The sequence below is a fragment of the Vibrio penaeicida genome, assembly GCF_019977755.1.
Lineage (GTDB): Bacteria > Pseudomonadota > Gammaproteobacteria > Enterobacterales > Vibrionaceae > Vibrio > Vibrio penaeicida.
On sequence record NZ_AP025145.1, the window covers coordinates 931,434 to 956,574 of the forward strand.

23 protein-coding genes are annotated in these 25,141 nt (G+C 43.9%); 9 read left to right on the forward strand and 14 right to left on the reverse strand.

Features of this window, described 5'->3' with window-relative positions; genetic code table 11:
* Positions 1–86 precede the first annotated feature (86 nt).
* Positions 87–1,763 (forward strand): amidohydrolase, encoded by a 1,677-nt coding sequence (locus LDO37_RS22475; protein WP_126607262.1) that lies wholly within the window; start codon positions 87–89, stop codon positions 1,761–1,763.
* 91 nt (positions 1,764–1,854) lie between these two features.
* Here the strand turns inward: LDO37_RS22475 and LDO37_RS22480 are convergent, their stop codons facing one another.
* From LDO37_RS22480 to LDO37_RS22495, 4 genes are read right to left on the reverse strand one after another with little or no spacing between them, the layout of a single operon-like run.
* Positions 1,855–2,664: an ATP-binding cassette domain-containing protein gene (locus tag LDO37_RS22480; RefSeq protein WP_126607261.1), complete on the reverse strand. Its 810-nt coding sequence runs from the start codon at positions 2,662–2,664 to the stop codon at positions 1,855–1,857.
* A 2-nt stretch (positions 2,665–2,666) separates the two neighbouring features.
* Positions 2,667–3,644 (reverse strand): iron chelate uptake ABC transporter family permease subunit, encoded by a 978-nt coding sequence (locus tag LDO37_RS22485; protein ID WP_126607260.1) that lies wholly within the window; start codon positions 3,642–3,644, stop codon positions 2,667–2,669.
* Positions 3,641–4,675 (reverse strand): FecCD family ABC transporter permease, encoded by a 1,035-nt coding sequence (locus LDO37_RS22490; RefSeq protein WP_126607259.1) that lies wholly within the window; start codon positions 4,673–4,675, stop codon positions 3,641–3,643. Before LDO37_RS22490 ends, LDO37_RS22485 begins: the two co-directional genes overlap by 4 nt.
* Entirely contained in the window at positions 4,675–5,556 is an 882-nt protein-coding gene (locus tag LDO37_RS22495; protein WP_126607264.1) for a Fe(3+) dicitrate ABC transporter substrate-binding protein, read from the reverse strand. The genes LDO37_RS22490 and LDO37_RS22495 overlap by 1 nt, the downstream gene beginning before the upstream one ends.
* A 149-nt stretch (positions 5,557–5,705) precedes the next feature.
* On the opposite strand from LDO37_RS22495, the gene LDO37_RS22500 reads away from it, so the two are divergent.
* Both LDO37_RS22500 and LDO37_RS22505 read left to right on the forward strand, forming a co-directional pair.
* On the forward strand, positions 5,706–5,921 hold the full coding sequence (locus LDO37_RS22500) for a DUF3820 family protein (protein WP_101114321.1): 216 nt from the start codon (positions 5,706–5,708) through the stop codon (positions 5,919–5,921).
* Positions 5,922–5,960: 39 nt separating this feature from the next.
* Complete coding sequence (locus LDO37_RS22505; protein ID WP_126607338.1) at positions 5,961–6,194, forward strand: hypothetical protein; 234 nt, start codon at positions 5,961–5,963, stop codon at positions 6,192–6,194.
* Positions 6,195–6,323: 129 nt separating this feature from the next.
* Here the strand turns inward: LDO37_RS22505 and LDO37_RS22510 are convergent, their stop codons facing one another.
* The 5 genes from LDO37_RS22510 to LDO37_RS22530 all read right to left on the reverse strand — a co-directional run bounded on the left by LDO37_RS22510 (position 6,324) and on the right by LDO37_RS22530 (position 11,481).
* The gene (locus LDO37_RS22510) at positions 6,324–8,132 is read right to left on the reverse strand and encodes an ATP-binding protein (protein ID WP_126607339.1); all 1,809 of its coding nucleotides are present in this window, start codon (positions 8,130–8,132) and stop codon (positions 6,324–6,326) included.
* On the reverse strand, positions 8,129–8,983 hold the full coding sequence (locus LDO37_RS22515; protein WP_224055892.1) for an SIR2 family protein: 855 nt from the start codon (positions 8,981–8,983) through the stop codon (positions 8,129–8,131). The genes LDO37_RS22510 and LDO37_RS22515 overlap by 4 nt, the downstream gene beginning before the upstream one ends.
* A protein-coding gene (locus LDO37_RS22520) for an IS3 family transposase (RefSeq protein ID WP_224055256.1) occupies positions 8,983–10,136 on the reverse strand; the annotation gives its coding sequence in 2 pieces (ribosomal slippage) (positions 8,983–9,890 and positions 9,890–10,136; 1,155 coding nt in all). Before LDO37_RS22520 ends, LDO37_RS22515 begins: the two co-directional genes overlap by 1 nt.
* A 24-nt stretch (positions 10,137–10,160) precedes the next feature.
* Complete coding sequence (locus LDO37_RS22525; protein WP_224055893.1) at positions 10,161–10,517, reverse strand: hypothetical protein; 357 nt, start codon at positions 10,515–10,517, stop codon at positions 10,161–10,163.
* A 124-nt stretch (positions 10,518–10,641) separates the two neighbouring features.
* On the reverse strand, positions 10,642–11,481 hold the full coding sequence (locus LDO37_RS22530) for a hypothetical protein (RefSeq protein ID WP_126607078.1): 840 nt from the start codon (positions 11,479–11,481) through the stop codon (positions 10,642–10,644).
* Between the two features lie 107 nt (positions 11,482–11,588).
* Here LDO37_RS22530 and LDO37_RS22535 point away from each other — a divergent pair, with 107 nt between their 5' ends.
* The gene (locus LDO37_RS22535; RefSeq protein ID WP_126607079.1) at positions 11,589–12,713 is read left to right on the forward strand and encodes a coiled-coil domain-containing protein; all 1,125 of its coding nucleotides are present in this window, start codon (positions 11,589–11,591) and stop codon (positions 12,711–12,713) included.
* 242 nt (positions 12,714–12,955) lie between these two features.
* Here LDO37_RS22535 and LDO37_RS22540 read toward each other — a convergent pair whose 3' ends face one another.
* Positions 12,956–15,031, reverse strand: a complete 2,076-nt coding sequence (locus tag LDO37_RS22540) for an alkyl/aryl-sulfatase (RefSeq protein WP_221768519.1) — start codon at positions 15,029–15,031, stop codon at positions 12,956–12,958.
* A 108-nt stretch (positions 15,032–15,139) separates the two neighbouring features.
* On the opposite strand from LDO37_RS22540, the gene LDO37_RS22545 reads away from it, so the two are divergent.
* Positions 15,140–16,051: a LysR family transcriptional regulator gene (locus tag LDO37_RS22545; RefSeq protein ID WP_126607080.1), complete on the forward strand. Its 912-nt coding sequence runs from the start codon at positions 15,140–15,142 to the stop codon at positions 16,049–16,051.
* A gap of 109 nt (positions 16,052–16,160) precedes the next feature.
* Here the strand turns inward: LDO37_RS22545 and LDO37_RS22550 are convergent, their stop codons facing one another.
* Positions 16,161–16,409, reverse strand: a complete 249-nt coding sequence (locus LDO37_RS22550) for a hypothetical protein (protein WP_101114331.1) — start codon at positions 16,407–16,409, stop codon at positions 16,161–16,163.
* Positions 16,410–16,764: 355 nt separating this feature from the next.
* Between LDO37_RS22550 and LDO37_RS22555 the strand changes: the two genes are divergently transcribed.
* Positions 16,765–19,230: a M9 family metallopeptidase gene (locus tag LDO37_RS22555; protein ID WP_126609859.1), complete on the forward strand. Its 2,466-nt coding sequence runs from the start codon at positions 16,765–16,767 to the stop codon at positions 19,228–19,230.
* A 393-nt stretch (positions 19,231–19,623) separates the two neighbouring features.
* Here the strand turns inward: LDO37_RS22555 and LDO37_RS22560 are convergent, their stop codons facing one another.
* On the reverse strand, positions 19,624–20,007 hold the full coding sequence (locus LDO37_RS22560; protein ID WP_126609858.1) for a helix-turn-helix domain-containing protein: 384 nt from the start codon (positions 20,005–20,007) through the stop codon (positions 19,624–19,626).
* A gap of 91 nt (positions 20,008–20,098) precedes the next feature.
* On the opposite strand from LDO37_RS22560, the gene LDO37_RS22565 reads away from it, so the two are divergent.
* The 3 genes from LDO37_RS22565 to LDO37_RS22575 all read left to right on the forward strand — a co-directional run bounded on the left by LDO37_RS22565 (position 20,099) and on the right by LDO37_RS22575 (position 22,528).
* Positions 20,099–20,581: a DUF2938 domain-containing protein gene (locus LDO37_RS22565; protein ID WP_185829938.1), complete on the forward strand. Its 483-nt coding sequence runs from the start codon at positions 20,099–20,101 to the stop codon at positions 20,579–20,581.
* A gap of 165 nt (positions 20,582–20,746) precedes the next feature.
* Positions 20,747–21,013, forward strand: a complete 267-nt coding sequence (locus LDO37_RS22570) for a hypothetical protein (RefSeq protein WP_101114334.1) — start codon at positions 20,747–20,749, stop codon at positions 21,011–21,013.
* Positions 21,014–21,241: 228 nt separating this feature from the next.
* Complete coding sequence (locus LDO37_RS22575; RefSeq protein ID WP_126609856.1) at positions 21,242–22,528, forward strand: DEAD/DEAH box helicase; 1,287 nt, start codon at positions 21,242–21,244, stop codon at positions 22,526–22,528.
* A gap of 100 nt (positions 22,529–22,628) precedes the next feature.
* Here the strand turns inward: LDO37_RS22575 and LDO37_RS22580 are convergent, their stop codons facing one another.
* Together LDO37_RS22580 and LDO37_RS22585 are read right to left on the reverse strand one after the other, a co-directional pair.
* Positions 22,629–23,597: a DUF6929 family protein gene (locus LDO37_RS22580; protein ID WP_101114336.1), complete on the reverse strand. Its 969-nt coding sequence runs from the start codon at positions 23,595–23,597 to the stop codon at positions 22,629–22,631.
* A gap of 357 nt (positions 23,598–23,954) precedes the next feature.
* Complete coding sequence (locus LDO37_RS22585) at positions 23,955–24,929, reverse strand: DUF6929 family protein (RefSeq protein ID WP_126609855.1); 975 nt, start codon at positions 24,927–24,929, stop codon at positions 23,955–23,957.
* Between the last annotated feature and the right edge of the window lie 212 nt (positions 24,930–25,141).

Here is a 25,141-nt window from a genome sequence, read left to right on the forward strand (position 1 = left end):
TTCAAAAGTGATTTTTAGTGGGTGAGGTTAGGTCGTATTATTGATTTAACGTAACCAATGGTTGATTCAACCTTCGCGAGTTAAATATGAAAATATATACACCAATCGCCGCGAGCTTTGCCCTTGTCTCTTCTTTCTGTTTTGCGAGCCCTGATTTAATTTTGTCGCACGGTAATGTTATCTCAATGACGGGAGTAGCAGATCGTGCGCAGTCTATTGCTATAAAAGATGGGAACATAATAGCAGTCGGGAGCAATATCGAGATGCTTCAACTGAAAGGCGAGAATACTGTTGTGCGTAATCTCGAAGGAAAAACCGTCGTTCCCGGATTTATAGACTCGCATGGTCATTTCGCACAGTACATTCCCTTAATCGAAAGTCAGTTTCTCTACCCAGCGCCGATGGGCAATGTAAATTCATTGACCGACATCGGTACAGCGATGAAGCCTTATTTTGATTCTCAAGATCCTAACCAAAATATCTTGCATGTCGCCTTTGGTTACGATGATGCAGAGTTGGAAGAAAACCGGCACCCAACCAAAGAAGAACTCGATGCAATAAGCCAAGGATATGCGTTTTGCGCTACTCATATTTCGGGGCATTTAGCCACGTGTAACACAAAAGGTTTAGCATTTATCGGTTATGACAACACTACTCCCGATCCCGCAGGAGGGGTGATACGCCGTAGCGAAGATGGGGAAATGACGGGCGTTCTAGAGGAATCTGCCGTTTATGCAATTCTCAATAGCCTGCCAGAAACCACAAAACAAGACGCGATTAGAAAATTTACCAAGGTGCAAGACCTCTTTGCCAGTTATGGTATTACAACGGCACAAGAGGGGTTAGCGACGCTTCCTGCCATCTCTGCGATGAAATCGATGGCAGAACAAAATTTACTGAAAATTGATTTACTCGCGTACGCCAAGTGGGTGGATTTGGAAGAAGCATCGTCACTTATCCCCATGAAAACCAGCATAAATGGTTTTACGTTAGCCGGAATAAAACTCGTTGGGGATGGTTCACCTCAAGGCAAAACCGCGTATCTTTCTACCCCTTACTATGTGCCGCCACACAGCCACGCTTATGATTACCATGGCTATCCAGTTTTATCGCAGGAAGAGATGAACCAGTGGGTTGAAACGGCATACAAAATGGATGCGCAGATCCTAAGCCACAGCAATGGAGATGCCTCAGCAGACTTACTTCTCAATGCGGTTGAAAGGGCCGATTCAATCTACGGTTTGAAAGATCGCAGAACAGTGGTTATTCATGCCCAAACCACGCGACTTGATCAAATCAAGCGGATGAAAGAAAACAGAATGATTCCGTCGTTTTTTCCTGCCCATACATATTTTTGGGGAGACTGGCATCGTGACTCGGTTTTAGGTCCTTGGCGAGCCTCGAACATATCACCAATGGGGTGGGCAAACTCAAACGAACTCATGTTTACCATTCACATGGATGCTCCCGTGCTCTTTCCAGATATGATGACGAATATGTGGACAGCGGTTAACCGCGTGACACGCACAGGAAAAACACTTGGTGAGCATCATAAAATTAGCCCGTATCAAGCACTTGAAGCCATAACAATAAACAGCGCGTATCAAAATTTTGAAGAGAACGAGAAAGGCACCATAGAACTGGGTAAAAGGGCAGACTTAGTATTGTTAGACAAAGATCCGCTGGATATAGATCCCATGTCAATTAAAGATGTGCAGGTGTTAGAAACGCTAAAAGATGGTGTGAGCATCTACAAAAAGTAAGTTTGAATCTGGGTTTTAAATAGATAGCAATATTAAACCTCTAGAAGACAGAACAGCCCACATTTGGTGGGCTGTTGAATTCATAACGCGGTTAAGCAATGCTTTCTATTGGCTTAGCCGCTCTCGGAATCGCCATTGGCGTTTGTGTTTCTGGGTCAAGAATAATGCGCGCGTTTAGGTTGAATACCTCGCTAAGCATATTTTCAGTAAACACAGTGTTTGGTGAGCCTTGAGCGTACAAATCACCCGCTTTTAAGATGATGAGTTCATCGGCATACCGGCACGCTTGGCTAAGATCGTGAAGCACCACAACGACGGTTTTTCCTTGTTTCACAAGCCGTTCCATCAAGTCGAGCAGCTCGTATTGGTGTGACAAGTCCAGATACGTTGTCGGTTCATCAAGCAAAATAATATCCGTATTTTGTGCCAACACCATAGCAATCCAAACTCGCTGTCGTTGACCTCCTGAAAGTTCATCAACCCTTCTCGTCGCCAATTCGGCTACGCCTGTGGTTTCCATTGCCTCGTCTACGGCTTGCTTGTCTGAGACTGAAAGCCTTCCCATGGCATTGAGATAAGGTGCGCGCCCATATCCCACTAGCTCTTTTACTGCAATGCCTTCAGGAATAATTGGAGTTTGGGGTAGGAGAGAAACCTGAGCGGCGTATTCCTTATCCTTAAAACCTTGAACCGGTTTGTCGCCATAAAGAAAAACATCCCCTTTAGAAGGCTTAAGTAATCGGACAAGTGATTTCAAAAAGGTCGATTTACCACAGCCATTCGGGCCAATCAGCGCCGTCATTTTTCCCTTTTGAATAGTGGTGCTGAGTGACTCGATAATGATGTTCTGTTGGTATTTTAATTCCAGGTTGTTCACACGGAATGCAGTAGATTGATTCATAATTACCAATGTTTGTAACGGCTGAGTAAATAGATAAAGTAGGGTGCGCCAATGAAGGCAGTAAGCACACCAGCAGGAAGCTCGATAGGTGGCAGTAATATTCGAGCAAACAGGTCGGCGCTGAGTAGCAAAACCGCCCCAATGAGAATGGTTGCCGGAATGAGTACAAGGTGGCTCCCTCTTACCATCATTCGTGCCGCGTGTGGTGCAACCAAACCGATAAAACCAATGTTGCCACAAATAGACACTGCCACACACGCCAGCGCAATGGAGACTACCAAAGCAAATAACCGAGTGAATGGCACCGCCACCCCCAAACTGTGGGCCGTGTCGTCGCCTAGGCTGAGTAGATCCAGTTTATAAGCGAGGTAAATCGCAAAAGGCACTAAACAAAGTAACCAAAGAACCAATGTCGGCACGTGTGTCCAATTTCGCCCCCAGACCGATCCAGTTAGCCAAACCATTGAGGTATTGATTTCCAATGGAAAACTCACCAAAAGAAAATCGATACCAGCAGAAAAAACAGCAGCGAGCGCAATGCCGACCAAGGCAAAAGAGGCGGGTCTATCGAGCAAGCCTTTCGCGAGTAACAACAAAATAAGCGTAGACACGGCTCCGCCCGTGAGCGCGACAACAGGCAACCAATGGATGGGCATGTCGTTAAAAAATATATTGGCAACAACAACCGCGAAACTGGCACCAGACGTTACGCCAAGAATATCGGGCGAGGCTAATGGGTTTCTCACGACGCCTTGAACCAGCAATCCAGAGAGCGCTAACGCTCCTCCAACTAAGCTTGCCACCAACATTCTTGGCATTCTGTATCCGTACAGCACGAACTCATGTTCGGTGGACTGCCCAAATAATGTCGAGAATATTTGGTCCCATGGAATAACAACCGCGCCTGCGCTAACGTGCCATGTCGCAAATCCTACCCAAATAAAACCGAGCAACGCAGTCCAGTGATACCAACGAATCATCGGATCTCTCCCATTTTCAAACGAACGAAACCAAGGAAGAACAACGCACCAATCATCGTGGTAATAATGCCGACGGGCGTTTCTTGCCCTTGCGAAAGGTATCGACTGGCAATATCAGAATACATAACGAGATTTGCACCAAGAAGCGCCGTTACAGGCAGTTGAGATCGAATATCCGAGCCCACCAAAAAGCGAGCGAGATGCGGAGCAATCAAACCAACAAAGGCGATTGGCCCTGCGACACTGACGCTGGACGCAATAAGTAAAACGACAACAATACTGCTTATTGTTCGAACACGGAAAAGATTGCCGCCAACCGAGCGCATCAATTCTTCTCCCAGTTTGAGCAGGTTGAGCTGAAACGCCAGATAGACCGAAACCAAAAAGCCAATGGTTACGCTAGGTATCACTAACAATGCGTCATCCCAATCCGTATTCGCGACGGAACCCGTGAGCCAATGCAACACACCATAGGCATTTTCGTCTGCAAAGATAACGGCAGCACGCGTAAGAGAGATAAACAAAAAGTTCAGCGCGATACCGGCAAGAATAATACGAAGTGGGTGCGGTCTAGCAGTATGAAGCCCAGCAAGGAAGAACACCAACGTGCCGGCAAATGCAGCACCTGCAAACGTAACAACCAGAACAGGGACGGATTCAAGCCACGGCAGTAAACCTGTAGATGCGAAGGCAAACGCAAACGCGGCACCCGCACTTACCCCTAAGATAGAAGGGGAGGAGAGTGGGTTTCGCGTGATCGACTGCATTAACAAACCCGCGACACCAAGCCCAACGCCCACAAAGGTCGCGGCTAAAGTGCGAGGTAAACGGATGGAATAGATAATGTGTTGGTGGATAACATTGCCTTCTCTACGCATTAGGAAATCGGCAACATCAGCCCAGTTCATAGGAAAACTGGCCGCATTAATCAGCGACCAGCCCATACCCAAAATAAGAAAAAACATCAGCCCTAAGATCATCGCTGGAAAGCGGTAGGGCTGACGTTTTGTAATTGAAAGTGTTGTTTCCATTACTGTCTTAGCAAGTGTTCAATTTCTGAAGCCATGATTTCTGCAGCGATCATCCCACGGTTTAGAGACCACAATCTTGCATCTGTCTCTACGTATTGATCGTTCTTAACCGATGTCATTAATGGCCAAAGTGGGTTTTGCTTGTATTTATCTACGGTGGTTTCTGAGCCGTACTCACCCACAAGGAAATAGTCTGGGTTCAGCTTAACTAGGTTTTCTAATGTCGTGCCGATGTAAGCTTTGCCACCATCCTCTGTAATAGGAGAGCTAAGGCCTAAACGAGAAACGACACCGCCAGCGTAAGCTTTAGGGCCGTGCATCCAAACGCCCTTAGATGTAGAGACAGCAAACATAACCGTCGCTTTTTCGTTCACACGATTCGCCACCTCATCCATACGCTTACTGTGCGCAGCAACCAGCGACCTCATTTCTTCTTCGCGATCAAATGCAGCGGCGATTTTTACACCCGCAGCGAGGTTATCTTCGTAGGTTTCGCCACGGCTTTTAAGAATTAGCGTTGGCGCAATACGTTTAAGATCTTCATAGATCGCTTCATGGCGTTCGATATCGGCAATGATTAAATCGGGTTTTAGCGACGAGATAACTTCTAAGCTCGGTTGAGAACGAGAGCCTACCGACGTCCAATCTGAGATCTTATTGCGTATTGGCTCTATAACTCGGTTAACGTCGCCATCGTCGGCAACACCAATAGGAGAAACACTAAGGTTAGCTAACGCATCAACAAAGCTGAATTCAAGCGCCACAACTCGAACAGGCGCTTTTTCTAGTTTTAACGTGCTCAGTTCGTCTTTCACTTCAATGGATGCAAACGCCTGAAAGGTGAGGAGCAAAAGGGTGGGCATTAACCATTTTTTAAACATATTTAAATCCTTAATATGATTATTATTTAATTGCGTCCCTTATATCACAAATGATAATCATTATCACAATTAAGGTTGAGATAGAATCAGCTTTTGTTTAAAAGATTTGGTATTCTGCTGCGAAATAATTTTTTGGGTGATTTGGGTATATGTTGGAAAAAGAAAATTTAATCAAACTCGCTCGAATGCAAATGCCATTTGGAAAATACGCAGGCAGGGTACTAATCGATTTGCCAGAAGAGTACCTACTCTGGTTTGATAAGAAAGGGTGGCCACAAGGCGAACTGGGTGAGCTTTTGAAGCTTTGTCTAGCACTGAAAATTGAAGGGCTTGATAGCGTGGTTAAGCCTTTAAAGCGAATGTAACCCACCACTGCACGCCTCTTTAAAACGAAAAGACAAACTATGAATTTTGATATCAATGCACTGAGACATCACCAGCTGGTCGAAGATGGGCAACTAGAAGGGTGTTACATTCACCAGCCAGCCCAAGGTAGCCAGCAAGACGATAAAGCCGTTTTGGCAGAGCGCCAAGCACTAGAAAAAATGGGATACAAAGTAATACAAGTTAAAGCGAAAGGCGGAACAACAACCTTTGCCGAGGCGATGCAAAAGTTTGCGAAAAAGACGTGTCAGTAACCTGCTACCGTATCCTGAATCTCTCTCAACAGAAATCTGTTCCTATTCAAAAGAGTGAGACCGTTAGATTGGCTCTTTTTTGGCTCCAAAACGGGTTGGTCACTAGAAAAGAATCCATACCAGACTAATTCAGAGCCAAGTAGGAACTTTTTCGGTTTTATCTGCCCAGAGGTTATCTAAAAGAACGTCATTACTGTCAGGTTTGCTGTTGTCGCTCAACTCATCTACTTGAATCAACATAGGTAAGTCAAACGAAGTACCAGTGATAATACATGAGCCTCTTGATAGGTTTGGAATTAATGAGCGAGAGACAGAATCTAATGTACTGATGGTGTTATCCAGCAAGAACAAATCGCGGTCGTTAACTAAACGATGAATAAAGAAATTGTGCAACTGAGACATAATCGTTGCAGAGATATCAGCAGGTCGTTGACTCGATAACGTCAGGAAAATACCGAACTTACGACCTTCCTTAATCAATTCTTCAAACAACTCTAAACGATAATCTTTCCAGTTAGCCTGTTCACGTACTGATTGTTGAGAAAGGATGTTATGTGCCTCATCAATGATTAGGTGCAGTGTCTTTTCTGGAGGGCTTTTCTTAACCAGTTTTTTGTGAGAATTGTAATAGTGCTTCGTTACAAGAAGGGGAATGATTTTCTTCACGTCTTGGTTACAGTTACGCAGTGAGATGACCGTTAGAGCCTTATCTTCATCGTCACCCTTATCGTCACTAGATTTAACCTTAATTACTTTGGACAGTCCGTTGAGAGATGATTCCGCACGTTTTAGAAGCGGTTGAATGTGTTCAAATTGAACGGAGCCATACATAACATCCCAAATGAGTTTTAACTCGCAGCGTAGTGTGAACTCTGCGAACGGAGACAATTCATGAAGAGTGATGTTGGACACGTATGGTTCAAGTATCTCAGTGTATCGCTCTTGGGTATCGAAGAAAGCATTATGTATCGGTTCATATTTGAACTTATTTTGTCTCGAATGCCAGATAATGTTTTCTAGTCTTGTTAGCACATCTTGACCATTAATCACCCCTACCACTCGCTTTAATAAGTCGAGAGTTTCTGGCTTCTGTGATGTTGATACAAAGCAGAACTTAATCGTTTCTTTGATATAGCGTAATAAAGTATCTGGAGAATCCTTATACTTTTCACGTCCTCTCAATACACTGCTTATAAAAGGTTTTTGTGTGTTCGGAGTGGCTTGAAAAAGAATAGAAAGAGTCTCTGCGTTCCAAAATTCGTGATCTGCTAGTGGGAACTGATGTTTTGCTTTATCTGTGTTGAGGTCAATAACGTTTTTGTCAGAAGAAGAAACAATCTGATCTTTGATGTACTCCCCATTGAAATCAAGCAGTACAAATTTACTGACAGGTATGATTTGTTCATGCTTTTCATCGAACAAAGTAGTGAAGAGTTTCGTTAGAGTATTCGATTTACCGCTACCAGTATTACCGAAAATACCAATGTGTGTATTAAATAGTCTCTGCCAAGGTAGAGATATTTCAATTCCTTCTTTTAACAATGATCCAATGCAGAAATCTGATTCGCCACTAGATGAGTAAACCGTCTTTAGGGCTTGTTCTGGCAACAGGAATGCAGGATCACGGATTAACGGTAAGAACTTGATACCTTCAAAGAACTTTCCATTTTCAATGTAGCCAATAGGTCGAATATGTACCTTTCGGACGTACTCGATTTTATCCGTGCTCTCTTGGAAACGTCTTTCATCTAAGTACTCGCCTTCGACAATACACACAATGTCACGGAAACCACGTTGAATTGAAACGTACTCTCTGATGGAGATACCTTTGTATCGCTGACCTTCATGGAAAATGGTGTCTTTGTTCGACGTTTCATCAACGGTTAGCGTAATTTGAATGCCGTTTACCGCTGTTACCTCACCAATGAAGATGCTCATGCGTCATCCTCACCAAGAGTTAGGACGTGAGAATTGAAGTAAGAGAAATCTAATGCTTCACCTTCTTCATGGACAATGTACTTGATGTTATTGAAGTCAGAGAAATGCTTCTTTAATTCGGGGATTATCGTTTCTCTGTAGCAACAGATGTATACCTGTAGTGTAGGGTTCGTCAGAGAGCGTTTAATCAAGTTCCTGATATGCTCATCAGCAAATGAGAACCCGAAGGCTATCAATACGCTATTTGGCTTTTCTAACTCATAACTAAGGTGACGCAACATTTGGTAGTAGTGTTCTTCAAATACTGTTTCGTGAAACTTCCATTTTGTAGGGTTCACGATAGGTAACTGGTTATATTCCCTGTAGAAGTCATCTTTTGTGTTCTCGAATGCCGCTTTGTTATCATCATCGATAGTCATTGAACACAACTGCTCCACGGTGTGAGAGCCACTTTCTAGCATCTCTTTGAAGTCACCGTAGTACATGCTGTCTATTGATGACTCAGAAACGATTTGATCCGCAGAAGAATAGTCAACGAGAATAGAATCGTTGTGCTTACGCCAGAAAGCAGAGCCGTGAAGGTGGATAAGATTGATTTGTCGTTGGACTTCTTTGTTTCTGTCGAAGATACCTGATTCAGTAGTCATGCAATCGAAGTTACGAGCCTCTACGACTTTCTTATGGAAACCACGAGAGCCATCGTTGATGTTAAATCGAATAGACTTTTCTTCGTAGAGTTCATCTGCTGCATAGGCTAGGCAGGAATCGTAGTTCGTGGTGAAGAAATTAATCTTTCTGTCGTAACCTCGTTTTCGACGAATGATCTGCTCCAGCAAGACTGGACACTTCATTAAGCGACATTTTGCTGTTCAAAGTTAACTGGGCTTAGATACCCAAGAGCACTGTGCCTTCTCATCCGATTATAATCAACCTCAATGTACTCGAAGACCGTTTGGCGCATCTCATTTCTTGTCATGATCGGTTCGTATTGGATCGCCTCGACTTTCATAGAATGGAAGAAGCTCTCAACACACGCATTATCCCAACAGTTTCCTTTTCTACTCATACTTTGTTTTAGGTTATAAGCACTTATTATGTCCCTATAGTCTTTTGAGCAATACTGGCTACCTCGATCACTATGGACAGTAACATGCTCAGGGAACCCTCGACGGAACAGAGCCATTGATAATGCATCGCAGACCAGAGTTGCCGTCATCCTCGTATCCATTGACCAACCGATCACTTGTCGTGAGTAAAGGTCGATGATGACAGCCAGATACAACCAGCCTTCGCTCGTGGCAAGATACGTGATATCTCCCGCCCATTTTTGATTCGGAGCCGTTGCGTTAAAGTCTTGAGCTAGCAAGTTCGGCGCTACGGGCATCTTATGCTTGCTATCCGTCGTACATTTAAACTTGCGTGCCGCTTTCGGCGTTAAATCCTGACGCTTCATACTGGCGGCAATGGTTTTAACATTACGGCTATCCCCATTCTCAGCTAGCTCTTTCTGGATGCGCCTTGAGCCATCACGCCCCTTACTATTGTCAAAAGCTTTTTTGACTTTTTCATCAAGCTTTTGGCGTATTGCCTCACGCTGGATGGCCTTGTGGCGATGCTTAATCCAGTAATAGAACCCACTTCGTGAAACTTCGAACACCTTAGCCATGCGGACCACATTGAAACACAGAAGGTGTTCTAGCATAAATTCATAGCAATCTACTTTAGATTTTTCGCGAAGTAGGTGGCGGCCTTTTTTACGATATCTAGCTCTTCAGCTTGCTCAGCCAATTGCCTTTTGAGCTTGGCGACTTCGGCAGCGAGATCTCTTTCACGCTGACTGGTACTGGTGTCTTTTTTAATTGCCTTACGCCAACCGTAGATCTGGGATTCATGCAACCCGAGCTGCCTCGCTGCCGCAGCAACTCCCACTTTCTCTGATAGCTTCAAAGCTTCTGCCTTAAATTCAGGGGAATGTTTAATTCTAGTTTTTTTGTTAGTTGTCATTGTTCACCTCGTTAGTGATTGTACTCACTTAACTTGGTGTCCAAAACTGTTGGGGCGGATCAGAAGAATTTCAAGGTTCAATTTCATGAACTTCTTATAATTATCAATGACTGTTTGTTCATCGTCTTCTAAGGTAGTGAAATCAACAGAACTAACAGGCTTAATGCATTCCTCGTAGTAATACATGAATAGCAAGGCTTTGAGGTGTTTAGCGTCAATAGAATCGAACTCGGTAGCCAAAGTTTCAATCGTCTCCCATTTCCCCTCAGTTTGCATGTCTAGTGCAAGAGTAGGGAATAGACCTGCCGATGCTCCTGCACCAATCAAATAGTTTATGTTCTTGTCGTGTAGGTCGTTCAGATCGATTTTGGAAGTAGTCATAGGGTCGAATGCTCAGAATGATTATTAAATTTATCGATAAGCAACTGTGTTACAACTGAGATTATCGGGAAACGACATGGTGGTCAATTCCCGATGAGTAGTGAGGATTTAATAGGGGGAGTGATTAATCATCTACCTTAGAAATGAATATCTTCATCTCGTGTACTTTAATGATTTTTCGAGTCTTATCTTTGTTCCAGTAGCAGTTACCAAATAGCATCAGTCCAGCACCATCTAAATCACGATGCTCTTTGATTTTGAACGATTTAAGCAGTTTATCTTTGAAAGGTGAAATGATTACACCTGTATCCTTACAGATAGGATTTAACCAATCGAAATCTTTATCAGCGTGAGAAATCGTTCCCCAGAACATTTTGGGTTTGAATGCTTTACTGTCTTCTAAAGGAACAGCATCAGCAAAATTGACGAATAAGTTCTTAGCACGATACGACACTTTCTCATTGATTTTGATCTTCACATCAGAAGTTGCCAAGTTACTACCTGATAACAGGCTGTGTAACGCTTTCTCCATCCCTAGAACCGATTGGCGAACTTGCGTTGAGGTCTTGGTATGTTTTTTACCTGATGCGGCTGTGGAGCCTTTTGAGGACACTCTTGTTGTTTTCTGTTCTGATGAACTCTTAGGCTTTGGTTCACTGAATCCAAAATCAAATAGAACTTCCTCAGAGTCAGCAACTATTTGGTCTACTTCAATAGCATGCTTAACTATCTTTTTGTCTTTCGCTGATGGTGCCGCTGCATCGCATTCGCTTGTATGATAATTCGAACCGAAACAGGCTGCATTTCCATTAATACTTTTTCTTCGATAGAAGGCTTCTGCACCGCAATCAACACAAAATAAACGATGACGATACTTTTCGATTTCTATGGCTGTTAGACGTTGGAACTGGTAGATAGAATATACTGGTTCTGCATTAGGGTGGTCACATCTAGCATCATTCATCAAAACCTCACTAATTAATTCAATTCATACACTTAGCGAATACAGCATACTACTCTAGTTTCACATTTTGAAGTAGAATGCTTTTTAGTCAATTCATAGGTAAGTTCATGAAAGAATTAGTTTCTGCGTTATCTCAAGCAACAGCGAATCGATTGAAGTCGCCAATCCTCGGATCGTTCGTTTTATCTTGGTTAGTTATCAACCATGCTTCAATTCTTACATTCGTTTTCAGTACGTCAGCGAAGAAAATTGAATTACTGCATTCTGATTCAGTATTTTGGTCTTTGGAGCCGTCATTCTGGTCATGCGCACCTATGATGACGATTGTTTATCCAGCGATAGCATCTCTGTTCTATACGTTCGGCTTGCCTTGGGTTCAGTACAAAATCGACATCAAGAAATTTAGGTTAGTAGATGCTAAACGAATCAAAGAAAAGCATCGTGCTGATCGTTATGTGTATCTCAGCCAGAAGCGCACCAGTAAGGCTAAAGCAGAATCGAATCCTGAGTACTGGAAAGAAAAACTAAGTCGTGATTTAGTTACGTGGGACCTCGATAGAAGTAATTTACAGAGCGAGTTAGATTTAACTCGTGAAACACGAGATTCATTGCAGCAACAAGTTAATTCAAGTAACTCTATTCAAACGAATCTAAGTAAAGAAATCGAACGGGTACGTAAGCAGCACCACGATGATAAGCAATCCTTTATGCAGTCCGAATCTTCGTTTTCGGGACAAATGAACGAAGCATATGGAACAATTGATAATTTGCAGAAAGAAATCTCTGATTTAAAAGAGAAGTTGAGTCATACGGAGTTATTGAAAAACCAAATTAATTCTATGGAGGACTCAATAGACAAATATCGTTCATTGTTGGAAGAAACTAATGAGCGGTTTATAGAGTCACAAAACTCTGTTGGGAACATGCTGTTGGTGTTTGACACTCTAAATGATTCTTTCCGCTCGTCAGAGATTTATGAACAACTTCGATCTGTTAGTTCAAATACAAAAGTTGAACAGGCTGTAATAGCAAGCATAAGAACTTTCATTGAGCAATCAATAGAGCCTGTAAGAGAAATAGTTGAAGCCGAAAGAGAGCCTATCGATAAAGCTAAACGTAAGCATGAGTTAGCACTTGAGCAACAAAAGACTCAACAGCAGTTGGATACTGTTCAAAAATCACTGGCAGATTTAGACAAAGATTCGAATAAAGCAATTAATATGTGGGATTAGACAAAATGCAGCCAATAAGGTTGTAATACAGGTATTATTCCCTTGTTTTTTTGGTTGCTCCTTCTAGCTTGTAAATGTCCAATTCCAAGTTACAACAAACAGAAACACCCTTAGAAAGCTGCTCTTAATTAATTTGGCTAAAAGGGCTGGTCAAAAGGCGTATTGAGTGAGCTCTGGAACACCATAAAAAATGGGACTCTAAAGTCCCATTTTTCGTTACACACTCAGCTTTTTACTGGTGTTTAATGTTTGTGCTGGTACAGGTTGGCGTCTACTTCTTTGCCTTTCGCTGGGCGAGGGACAATTTCAAAGCTGGTATCGAAGTCTACAAGCGTGTCCTGTAGTTTAGTCAGAACCTCTGTTTTCCCTTTAATGCCTGCTTGTTTGAGCTTTAAAAGTGCCGTTAAGTCGGTGTTACCCAGTAGCATTTGAGTAATGTCGGCTTTGTTTAGGTAAAGCGTAGCATCGGCTTCTTTTTCGCTGTCTACCTTACCGTTGCTTAGGTTGCCATTCGACATCTCTACAAAATAAATTTCGCCAGTGTCGGGCACAACCACATTCATCGAGAATGGCGTAAATTGCGCTTTCTTAGAATCCACTCGCACAGCGATGTAGTCCAACAAGTTCTCTACCGTCATTTCAGATAATACGTCCGGTGATGCCGTTTTCGGTGTGCCAGGTAAGGTGCCGACTCGAAGTTCTTGTGCGCCCGTTAAGTAGGTATTTCTCCAGCCCATGGTTTCCGATTGGTAACCCAACTGTTCATAGGTGTCGGCCAAGAGTTTTCTCGCTTCATTGTTGTCTGGTTCGGCGCGAACCACTTTATCTAACACTGTGGCGACAAAGCGATATTCGCCTTTTTCAAAATCGCTATGGGCTTTCTTCACAATAACGTCTGAGCCTCCCATGTATTCAACATATTTGAGCGATTCTTTTTGCACCGGAAGTGGGTTTAAGTTAGCTGGGTTCATGTCAAAGTAACCCAAATACATGTTGTAGACGGCTTTGGCGTTGTGGCTGTACGAGCCGTGGTAGCCGTTGGTGTGCCAAGACTTGCGAATCGATTCTGGCAGCTCTTCTAAAATCGCGTCTCCGATGTCTTGTAAAACGACGCCATTATTCGCCAGCCTTAGGGTTTGGTTATGAACAAAGCCGTAGTTATCGCGCTGTAATTTCATAAAGTCGAGGACCTCATCTTGCCCCCAAACAGGGGAGGAGTGGGAACCGAACAGCACTTGAATGTCTTCACCCCATGCATTGATCATTTCGTTGATGTCTTTCGACCACTTCAACGCATCTCGAACCTTGGCTCCGCGTAATGTATAGATGTTGTGCATGCCGTGATACATCATTTCACCAGACCACAACGCCTTTTTAGAAGGGATGTAGGTTGCCATTCCAGAAGGTGCTTCTGTACCAGCCGTATCAATGAAAATCATTTCTACGCCATCGATGCTATAGGTTTCAAATTTCCCATCTTGGTTGAAGTTGTAGTCCGGTTTGACGTAGGTGATTTCTCCTTTGCCGTATTCCGGAGAGCTGGTGGACATGGATTTGCCTAGCCCAGCATCGACAATGCCGTGTTCGTGTGTGCCCAATGTTGCGCCATATTGGTAGGCAGCACGTCTCGACATCGCATTACCAGCCAGCACATTTTCATCAACTACTTCTTTGGTCATATTCACGGGGGCGTACACCTTTACGTTAGGGAACATCTCCTGAATAGCACGGGAACCGCCAAAGTGGTCGGCATGGCTGTGAGAATAAATCATCGCAGTAATGGGTAGGTCACCGCCCGTTGGGACATTCTCTAGGAAGAATTTTGTGGAAATTTCTGCTGCTTGTTTTGTTAGCAGCACATCATAAACAATCCAACCGGTCTTGCCGCGTATGAAGGTAATGTTTGAAAGGTCGGTGCCCCTGACTTGGTAGATCCCGTCTGTAACCTCATAAAGCCCTGCCGCGGTGTTGTTGACTTGCGCTTGTCTATATAGAGATGGGTTAACAGAGTCGGATATTTCATCTTGAGAAATAAAGTCAAAATTGTTCCTCATGATGTTTGCGCTGTGCTGATCCAAAGGGACGATAAGCCCTTTAGTATTGCGCTCGAAGGCATCTCTGTCGTCCCAGTTGAGTGTTTTCGAGAAATCGTTATTAGCTTGAATGGTATGAGCTGTTGCGTTTTTGCCTTGCACTTGCAGATCGCCGTGAACATGGTCGTGGTCATGGTTTGATGCCATAACGGGCATGGCGAACATGATGGCGAGGGTTAGTGTGGCTTTTTTGCTAATGATTTTATTTGTTGTTTGCGCTTTCATACTGACCTCTTAAAAGACTATTTCTTAGATTTCGAAATCAGTGTATCGACGTGAAACATAACTAAAAATAAAGTAAAGTTTATTTAAAACATCACAATTGGTTATGTAATGGCAAAGTATTTATCTGAACAGCTTGATTTAAACCTGTTAGGCGTATTTTTAGAGGTGTACCGACTTAACTCGATTACATTGGCAAGTGAGTCTTTAGACATGACTCAGCCGGGCGTGAGTGGTTCGCTAAAAAGGCTACAAGATCAGATCGGAACGAAGTTGTTTGTTCGGGAGGGTCGCGGTATTTCTCCTACTCATGCCGCTGTGCAGTTGGCTGACCAACTTGAACCTGCGTTGCAAAACGTTTCAAGAGCGATTGGGAGTATTAAGCAGTTTACGCCCGATCAACCAAGGCAATTCAACGTGTTGGTAAATGAGATGGCGCTGCTGGCACTTCAGCCCCTTGTCGAGTCAGATAAAGATCTCGCTAATGTCTCGATCATATTCAATATGGTATCCAGCAATGAAGAGGTGATGTTGCAAGCGCTGAGCCTGCAAAAAGCCGATTTGGCTATCGATGTTTTTAGGCCTCATGACTCTGGGTTTAAATCAACACCGATTAAGACGGATGAACTTGTTTTAGTGGCGCGTCATTCTCACCCAAGAGTACAGGGCTCTATAACGATGGAGCAATTTTACGCCGAGAAACACATAACCTTGAGGCTTAGAAGGGGAAATTTATATGCAGTGGACTATTTTACCAGCGAGTCTTTAGAGAAGCGCAACATCAGTGCAGAGTGTGATTCTCTGATCACAATGATGGCGTTGGTGTCGAATAGTGATTCTATTGGTAGTGCCTCTCGCACCGTAGCGACACAATACGCCGAGCTGTTTGGTTTGCAGATCATAGAGCAGCCATTCAAAGTAACTCCGATAGAGCAGCACATGATTTGGCACAACCGTACGCAAACAAACCCATCCCATGTGTGGTTAAGAGAAAAGATCACTCAATACTTGAAGGGTGCTTAAGCTCTGGTTCAAATATAAGGGCTTGGGTGCAAATAACAGATACAAAAAAGCTCAGACCATCACAAGATGTTCTGAGCTTTTTCTAATTTCCGTTTATAGATCAGCGGGATTAGTGCTTTTTGCTCGGGCCGTTTCGCACACGATCTTTGCCATTTTCGTAGACATCTTGGGATACCCAACGACCAAGCAACAATTGATGTTTCTCACCTAGTACTGCAACAAAAGGGCGACCATCAGAGTTACTCGTTGCCATCGCAATGCCCGTTACACCTTCTAGCCCTAAACCGCCACTTTCAACTGCGGTTAAAAACAGTTCTAGTTCATCTAAGGTTTCAATTATCGGGAGATCGTTATTCATTTTCTTTTCCTGTACTTCGTATTTCTATGGCGCGCTGTCGAGGCACCCTATGTATGGGCGTACTGTACCGACAAATCTGAGTGATTGGAATCTCGGTGGTAAACGCTGCTAACCAAAAAGATAGGCGAATTTTAGTTTTCTCTTTTTTTAATTTGTTGATTTATAATGATAATTTATCTTTCCGTGAAGTTTTTGGAAAGAGGTGATCAACATATTTAGTGAACAATTTTAAAATTAGAGTATATATTCTAATTCCTGAACTGAGTTCATAAATTTTATGCAACTGTGTTCATCTTATTGAGTACAAAGAATATAACAGCGCCCTCAAACATATAACTAATTAATGAGTGTAGCTATGTCCCATCCCAGTTTATTTCCACGTCATCGCTTGGCGCTAGCTTGTATGCTTGCCAGTGTTTCCAGTTTTTCCTTTGCTCAAGAGCAGTGTGATATTCCTGATCTCCAACAGGCACCTGATCTTGCTTTAGCCGTCTCTGACGCAAATCACAATTGCTATAGTGCTTGGTTCTCTGCACCTGCTGATTCCCTGAACGACATATACAGTGAAGCGAGCCTAAGCCGTATTCAAATCGCGTTAAACCAAGCCATTGCTACTTACAAAGGTGAGGCAGAGCAAGCACGCAAACTAGAAAACCTTGGTGAATTTGTACGTGCGGCTTATTACGTTCGCTATAACGCCCAGCATCCGGACTTTTCACAGGCATTAGGCCAACGTTTTGCTCAGTCGATTAATGCGTTTTTAGCCAACCCACACGCTTTCGATCAAGGTCGTGAACAAGTGGGGGCAATGAAAAGCCTGACTTTGATGGTCGATAACGTTAAACAGCTTCCTTTGACGATGAGCGCACAACTTACGGCACTGCGTCAGTTCAATCGTGAAACGGCGAAAGATACACAGTGGGTGGATGGGCTTAACAATCTCTTTCGTGCAATGGCCGGTCACGCTGCGCGAGATGACTTCTACAACTATATGGCGAGCAATACGCAACACATCGACACGCTGGCGGTGTTTGCTCGTGATAACGCGTGGGCACTGGATACGGACGCGAGCTTCTTGGTTTACAACGCAGTGCGCGAAACCGGACGTTTGTTAGCAAGCCCAAACCAAAAAACCAAAGAAAAGGCACTGCGTGTGATGCAGCAAGTGATGGAACAAAACCCACTTGGTAGCAAACACGAAAAGCTTTGGTTAGCGGCGGTTGAGATGATGAACTACTTCGCGCCAGAGCATTTGAACGGCTTGGATTTAGACCAAGCGAAACGGGATTTGGCGGCTCGCGTGCTGCCTAACCGTCATGAATGTGATGGTCCGGCAATCATTCGCTCTCAAGATTTAACGCAAACCCAAGCGGTTGAAGCGTGTGAGGTTTTAGCAGCAACAGAGGCCGACTTCCATCAAGTGGCGAACACGGGCAATCAGCCAGTGGCAGACGACAACAACGAGCGAGTCGAAGTCGCGGTGTTTGCGAATAATGGAAGCTACGAGGATTACTCGTCTTTCTTATTTGGTAACTCGACGGATAACGGCGGTCAGTATCTTGAAGGGGATCCGGCAAAGGCAGGCAACGTGGCGCGTTTTGTCGCTTACCGTTTCGCAAATGGTGACGAGCTATCAGTTCTCAATCTAGAGCATGAATACGTTCACTATCTAGATGCACGCTTCAACCAATATGGCTCATTCAGCGATAACTTAGCCCATGGTTACATTGTGTGGTGGCTAGAGGGTTTTGCAGAGTACATGCATTATAAACAAGGCTACGACGCGGCGATTGGTGGGATTTCTGATGGAAAGATGAGCCTATCGGATGTGGTTGCGACAACTTATTCCCATGATACGAATCGCGTGTATCGTTGGAGCTACTTAGCGGTTCGCTTTATGTTGGAAGAGCACCCGCAAGAGGCAGACCGTCTACTGGCGCTTTCTCGTTCTGGCCAGTTTGCTGAGTGGGCAAAACAGGTTCAATTATTCGGTGAGCAATACAATGGTGAGTTTGACCGTTGGTTAGATTCTGTCTCTGGTGAACCAGAACAGCCTGATCCAAACCCAAGCCCAAATCCGGGTGAGCCAACAGATCCTTCTGATCAAGTAACATCGTTAGCGGTAAACCAAAGCGTGGTGTTAAGCGGTGCGGCATACAGCGAGCAGTTGTTCTACGTTGATGTGCCAGAGAACGCCACTCACTTTGAAGTTGAGATCCAAGGTGGCAGCGAAGGCGATGCGGATCTGTACATGAGCTATGAGAAAGTCGCACATTACTACGACTTTGAGGTCAGCCAATATGGCACGGGCAGCAATGAGATCGTAACGTTTGAGCCAGAGCCATCGGGTTACATCAAACCGGGTCGCTACTACATGAGCATCGCGGGTCGAACTGCATTTGATGCGGTGACGCTCACGGCTTCTTTGGAAACCAAAGTGCCAACTCCACTAAAACCGGAGCAAGATGACTTAGCGCCAGTGGTATTAGAATCGGGTCAAGCGCAGGTCTTAACAGTAATCCAACAACGCTATGCTGCGGTTTATGTCCCGCAAGGAATTCAAGAAGTGCGCGTGTGGCTAACAGATAAGAACACCAATACTGGTGATGCTAACGATTCCACCAGTCCAAACAATGGCAACGTGGATCTGTACGCGAGCCAAGCGTACTGGCCAACAACAGAGCAGCACGAATACGCATCTAATTATTCGGGCAGCAATGAATATCTGCAAATCCCAGTAACGGAAGCGGGCTATTTGCACTTCTCGCTGAACGCACCGCAACAAGGGGATGAGGTTGAGATGTTGGTGCACTTTCACTAGGGTCTGTTGACCTTTCGAGCTGATTTTTGCAGCAATTTGTGGGTGATTTATACAAGGCAGCGCTTATTCGGTGTAGTCGCTCTACATCAATAAGCGGTAACGCAGTAGAAAGGAGCCACAAATGCTGCCCAAAGGGTTCGGTTCTATGTGCTTTACTCTTTGTTGCAAGGTATTTGCTTAGAATGACTAGGCTAAAGACCTTGCGCCGCGATTAAAACACATAGAACTCGAACAAAATTTAACCGCGAAAGGTCAACAGACCCTAACTAACGCATGGTAAACAAACTTAAAGCCGAACCTCTGTGTTCGGCTTATCTACTGAATACTCATTGATGCCAAAGCGAGTCGATAACAAAAGCTGAACGATACGAAAAGCGAATCGATTCTAAAAACTTACAGCTCATTGAGCATTTTTTGAAAGGAAGGGCAGCTCAGGTGATCGTTTGCCGGGCAGTTAGCGACATGTAATAGGCTCTCTTTAACGCATATCAGTTGTCGGATGGACTTTTCTATTTCAGACACTTTCTCAAGTAAAGCGTCACGATTGATATCCAAGTTACCGTCTTGATTAAACATTGCTTTTATCTCTTCGAGCGATAACCCTGCCTTTCTTCCCAAATGAATCAAAGCCAATTTTTGCAAAACATCTTCGGAATATTGCCGCCTTAAGCCATTTCGCCCAATGGAATGAATCAGACCAATGCTTTCGTAATAACGGAGCGCCGAAGAGTTCAAACCGCTTCGCTTTGCCACGACGCCGATATCGAGTGTTTTCATCTTGACCTCAAGTTAACTTCAAGTAGTAACATTTAAACATCGAAAACCCGCCAAATTCAAGGCGTTGAAAATAAGATAAGGAGAGGTCGTGGTGGAAACAGCAGTAAATGCAGTGCTCTTAGGCATCGGTGCCACATTGTTCATGGATATCTGCGCGTGGGTACAAAATCGGTTTTTCGGCGTGTCATCACTGGATTATGCTTTAGTTGGTCGATGGCTATTGGCACTAAGGAAAGGGAAATACTTTCATAAACCTATATTCAAATCACCCAAAGCGCACGGAGAGGTCGTCATAGGGTGGGGGGCGCATTACCTGATAGGCATTGTGTTTGCCACTGCTTTGCTCCTTGCCTTTCCAGATTGGTTAAGATCACCAAGCTTAGTTGTCGCACTATCTGTGGGTGTAATCAGTGTTCTCGCCCCATTTCTTATTCTGCAACCTGCCTTTGGGTTGGGTTTTGCAGCAGCGAAAACACCTAATCCAAGCGTGGTAAGGGCAAAGAGTATGCTCGCACATATCACTTACGGGGTAGGATTGTATTTGAGTGGAATCTCAATAACCTTATGGCTATAAGGTAAATAATAGGGATTATCATCATTTGATATAAGAGATAAGAACTTTGCCTTGTCATTTTTAAACTTTAGTTGCATATTAATTATTCAGTCTTCGGTGTTGCATAGGCTAGCAATACTAAGAAAAGAAGGTTTGACAAAGAACTAAAAGAAAAAAGGAGAGGTTATGAGTAACAACAGTTGGAATGATTTTGGGGTGCTTAAAAGCGTCTCAAAAGACGAAAAATTTGTTTGGGTATCTAATGAAGAAGGGTGCCAACTGAAAATGAGTATCGTCAGTTATAAAGAAAGTGCAGAGCGAGTGTATTCGAAGGCACAAGAACTGGTTGGAAAAAGCGTTCGGGTACGCTCTAGCCAAGATATTTCAGACTTACGCGATTTAGTATGGTTTAACAGCATTGATAACGGTTCTTACCTATCGTCGACTCATTGAGTTATCTTCGCTCCCTTTTTATTAGGGTCACAACCCCTAAATAACCGATCTTTTGATCGGTTTTTTTATGTCTTCTATTTGCAGGCAATGCTTGATGAACCTAGCATCTTTAAGCTATTTGGGTATACTATGCCGCTAATTGAAATTCATGTACCAGTTTGGCTGGCAAGCGAAGTATAGGCTTGCGTTTCAGCCATTAAAGGTTGTCTGATAAAGGACCTTGCTTCAATGTCATTTTCTTCTCAAGGTTTCGCTCCTGAAGTAGCGAAAGCACTGACCGAAATCGGTTACGAAAAACTTACGCCGATCCAGCAAAAAGCCATCCCTATGGCGCGTAAAGGGCACGATATTTATGCCACTGCGCAAACGGGTACAGGTAAAACGGCGGCGTTCTCGTTACCAGTGATCCAACACTTATTGGATTCGGGCAAGCAGCCTTCGCGCCGTACCGCACGTGCTTTGATTTTGGCTCCGACTCGTGAATTGGTTGCGCAAATTTCAGACAACATCAAAGCCTACACCAAATACACCTCTCTTAGTGTGGCAGCCGTATACGGTGGCAATAAGATGTCGTCTCAGGTTCGCCAATTGGAAAGTGGTGTTGATATTCTTGTTGCAACACCTGGTCGCTTGAGCGAACACATGCAAGAAGGCAACGTTTCAATAGCTAACCTTGAATTTCTCGTATTTGATGAAGCCGACCGAATCCTCGATATGGGCTTCATCAACGCGGTACGCGAAATCATGATGGAAGTTGAAACAGCACCTCAAATCATGATGTTTTCTGCGACAACATCTAGCCAGCTTAACCAGCTTTCTGCGGACATTTTGCGCAAACCTAAACGCATCAGCGTTGACCATGAAAACTCGACAGCAGCGACCGTTGCCCATGTTGTTTATCCGGTAGACCAAGAGCGTAAAACCGAACTGCTTTCTGAGCTAATTGGTCGTAAGAACTGGCAACAAGTTCTCGTGTTTGTGAACTACAAAGAAACGGCTAACGAGATTGTTAAAGAGCTTAAATTAGATGGCATAAAAGCGGTACTTTGCCATGGTGATAAAGCACAAAGTGCTCGCCGACGCGCATTGGATGATTTTAAAGAAGGCAAAGCGCGAGTGATGGTTGCAACAGACGTTGCTGCTCGTGGTTTAGACATTGAAAGTCTGCCTCACGTAATCAACTACGACATGCCTTTCCTTGCGGAAGACTACGTTCACCGTATTGGCCGCACGGGTCGTGCAGGTAAACAAGGTCATGCGGTTTCTTTTGTTAGCCGTGAAGAAGAGTTGACGTTGGTTCAGGTAGAAAACCTCATCAAGCAGCGTATTCGCCGCGTAGAGCAACCTGGGTATGAGCCAAAACGGCGTGAAGCTTATGTTGAAAAGCTCAACAGCAAAGATGCGTTTAAGAAACGTCGTGGTCGCACCAATAACCCAGACGCACCGAAAGATCAGGCTTCTGCTGAACGCAGACTCTCTATGATGAACCGAATCAAAGCGCGTCGCGGTAAATAGTCGCTATTTAAACTAAACATAAAAAGAGCATCCATTTGGATGCTCTTTTTGGTTGTACTCTTGAAAGCGTTTGGAATAACGTTTTTATTGCTTTGTAGCGCTACTGAGTAAGACGGAATTTGAAAAACTCGCTGGTTCCATCATCGTTATCGCTGGCTAGAACGCCTTTGATTGCCTGCGAACCGTCTTGGGTAACGGATACCGATTCAACCTTAGTGATAACTTGCTTACCTTTAATAGAGACGGGTTTGGCTACGTTAGTGAGATCGAGTTCTTTACCAGACTCAAGTTGAGAAACGGGGAATGACCCGACAAAGCTGCCAAGGATTTCGCCATCGTTATAAGCGTCGCCTGTTGCCTCAACTGAAGCCGTAAACACCAATCGTTTCGCTTGTTTCCAATAGGTTGCGCCAGAAAGACCCGCTTCAAATCCACCCACTTCTGGCAACGTGATTTTGTTGCTGCCTAAGTTAGCGATCGTGTCTGTTTTACCCGTGAGGTAATCTTCAAACTGCTGTACAGGGGCAGTGAATATTACGTTTGAGCCACCATTTCCGCGATTTAGGATGAAAACAGTTCCTTCAGAAGCGGCTAAGCCTTCAATATTTAATTCTTCTACACCGTATTCACGGCTTTCTCGGTAAAGTTGCTCGTATAAAGGAATGAGTGAACGCTCGATGCGGATCTGCTTATCTTGGCTAACAACAAATGCCCATTCACGAATGCCGGATTTGCTTCCAGAGCCAAGCATAACAAACGAAGGTTTACCGTTGACCTTTAACAATTCCATCGCTTCGAAGTCAGGTTTTACTTTTTTAAGGATGCGCCCATTTTCTTCGACTGGATAGTGTTTGATGAGATCTTTGTCTGCGATTCGAAAGTTCAAACCAATCTTGTATAGCCATGGAGAATCGTCACCTACGGCATAAACCATGTCTTCGGTGTAAACAATTCCAGAGGCGGACGGAAAGGCAGTGTTTTGTTTTGGTGTCGTAACGGTTAAATCTGCTGAGGAAGCGGAAAATGGTAATCCGATAGCGAGAGCCGTAAATAAAATTCCTTTTTTCACTGATAGTCCTTAATGTGTTGCGATGCATATCTCGAAAATTAGCATTTACTCATACCGTAAACCAGATATTCATTCCAATAAATGAGACGGTTAAACGGAAATATGAGTGAAATCACAATCATGGTGACTTTTTATGACTTCATACATTCGGCATGTGTAGTGTCTATTTAATCTATATCTAAAAATGTATGAGCTATATATTATATGATTTGAGCTTGTATTGAGATAGGAAACTCAATAGCAGAAGCTGAGGGTAAAAAGGCGGGATAATTAAGCTGCCATACTTCTACAACCTGTATCTATTTCGATAGCAAAAACTGGCTGAGGTTTTAAATATGGCAGCGAATAGGCTAAGTTCTACTTGTGTAAGCTAAACGAGAAAAACTCACTCGTGCCGTCATCGTTATCACTGGCTAATGCGCCTTCAATGGATTCTGGGGTGCTGACTTTTATCGAAACGGATTCAACCTTGGTAATAACCGGTTTGCCATTCTTGTCTATGGATTGAGCGTATGGGCTAAGATCCAATGTCTTAGTCTCACTGAGCTGTCCAACTTCAAAATGACCGACAAAGCTGCCTAAGATCTCTCCATCGTTATAGGCATCTCCTGTTGCTTCTACCGAAGCGGTAAAGACTAAGCTATCTGTTTCTTCCCAATACGTGCCGCCAGAAAGACCCGCTTCAAATCCTTGAACGTTAGGAAGCGAAACATGATACGTGCGCAAAGAGTCGATTTTGTCTTTTTTACCTAAAAGGTAGTCCTCAAACTCTGCGGCTGTAAGGGAAAAGATAATGTTTGAGCCGCCATTTCCACGGTTGAAGATGTAAGCCGTGTCTTCTGAAATAGCCAACCCTTCGATGTTTAGCTCTTGCTTACCACTGAATTTGCTAGCGCGGTATAACTGCTCATAAAGCGCGACCAGTGAACGCTCAATCTTGACGCCCTTATCTTTGCTGATGACGTATGCCCACTCGCGAATCTCTTGTTTGCTTCCCGAGCCAAGAAGAACCAAAGCTGGGCGACCGTTTACGGTGAACGACTCCATGGCTTCAAAATCTGGTTTTACTTTTTTAAGAATTCGACCATTGTCGCCGACAGGATAATGCTTAATCAGGTCTTGGCTAAGGATATTGAAATCCAAGTCCATGTTGTAAAGCCAAGGCGAATCATCCCCAACTGCATACAATGTCGTCCCGTCTATCACCACACCGGAAGCAGAAGGGAAGGTGGTATTTAAAAGAGGCTCAGATACAGAAAGGCTGGTTGCCTGAGCAGAAAACGCCAACGCACTGCTAATGGTCAGTGCTAAAGCTGTTGCTTTTTTAAACATGGAAAATTCCTTAAAAACTATTTAGTTAGGATTGATTGGAATCTATCACTCGCGTTTTATATCCACTAGTTGAATATGAGCTTGTCACTAAAAAAGTTTATTGTTTTTGGGCTGACCTCACGTCTATAAATCTCACTATTCAGTGAATTCTCATTTGGTTCCGAAAATGGCTAGTTTGAGTTTCAAAATTGAGTAGACTGGGTAACATCAGC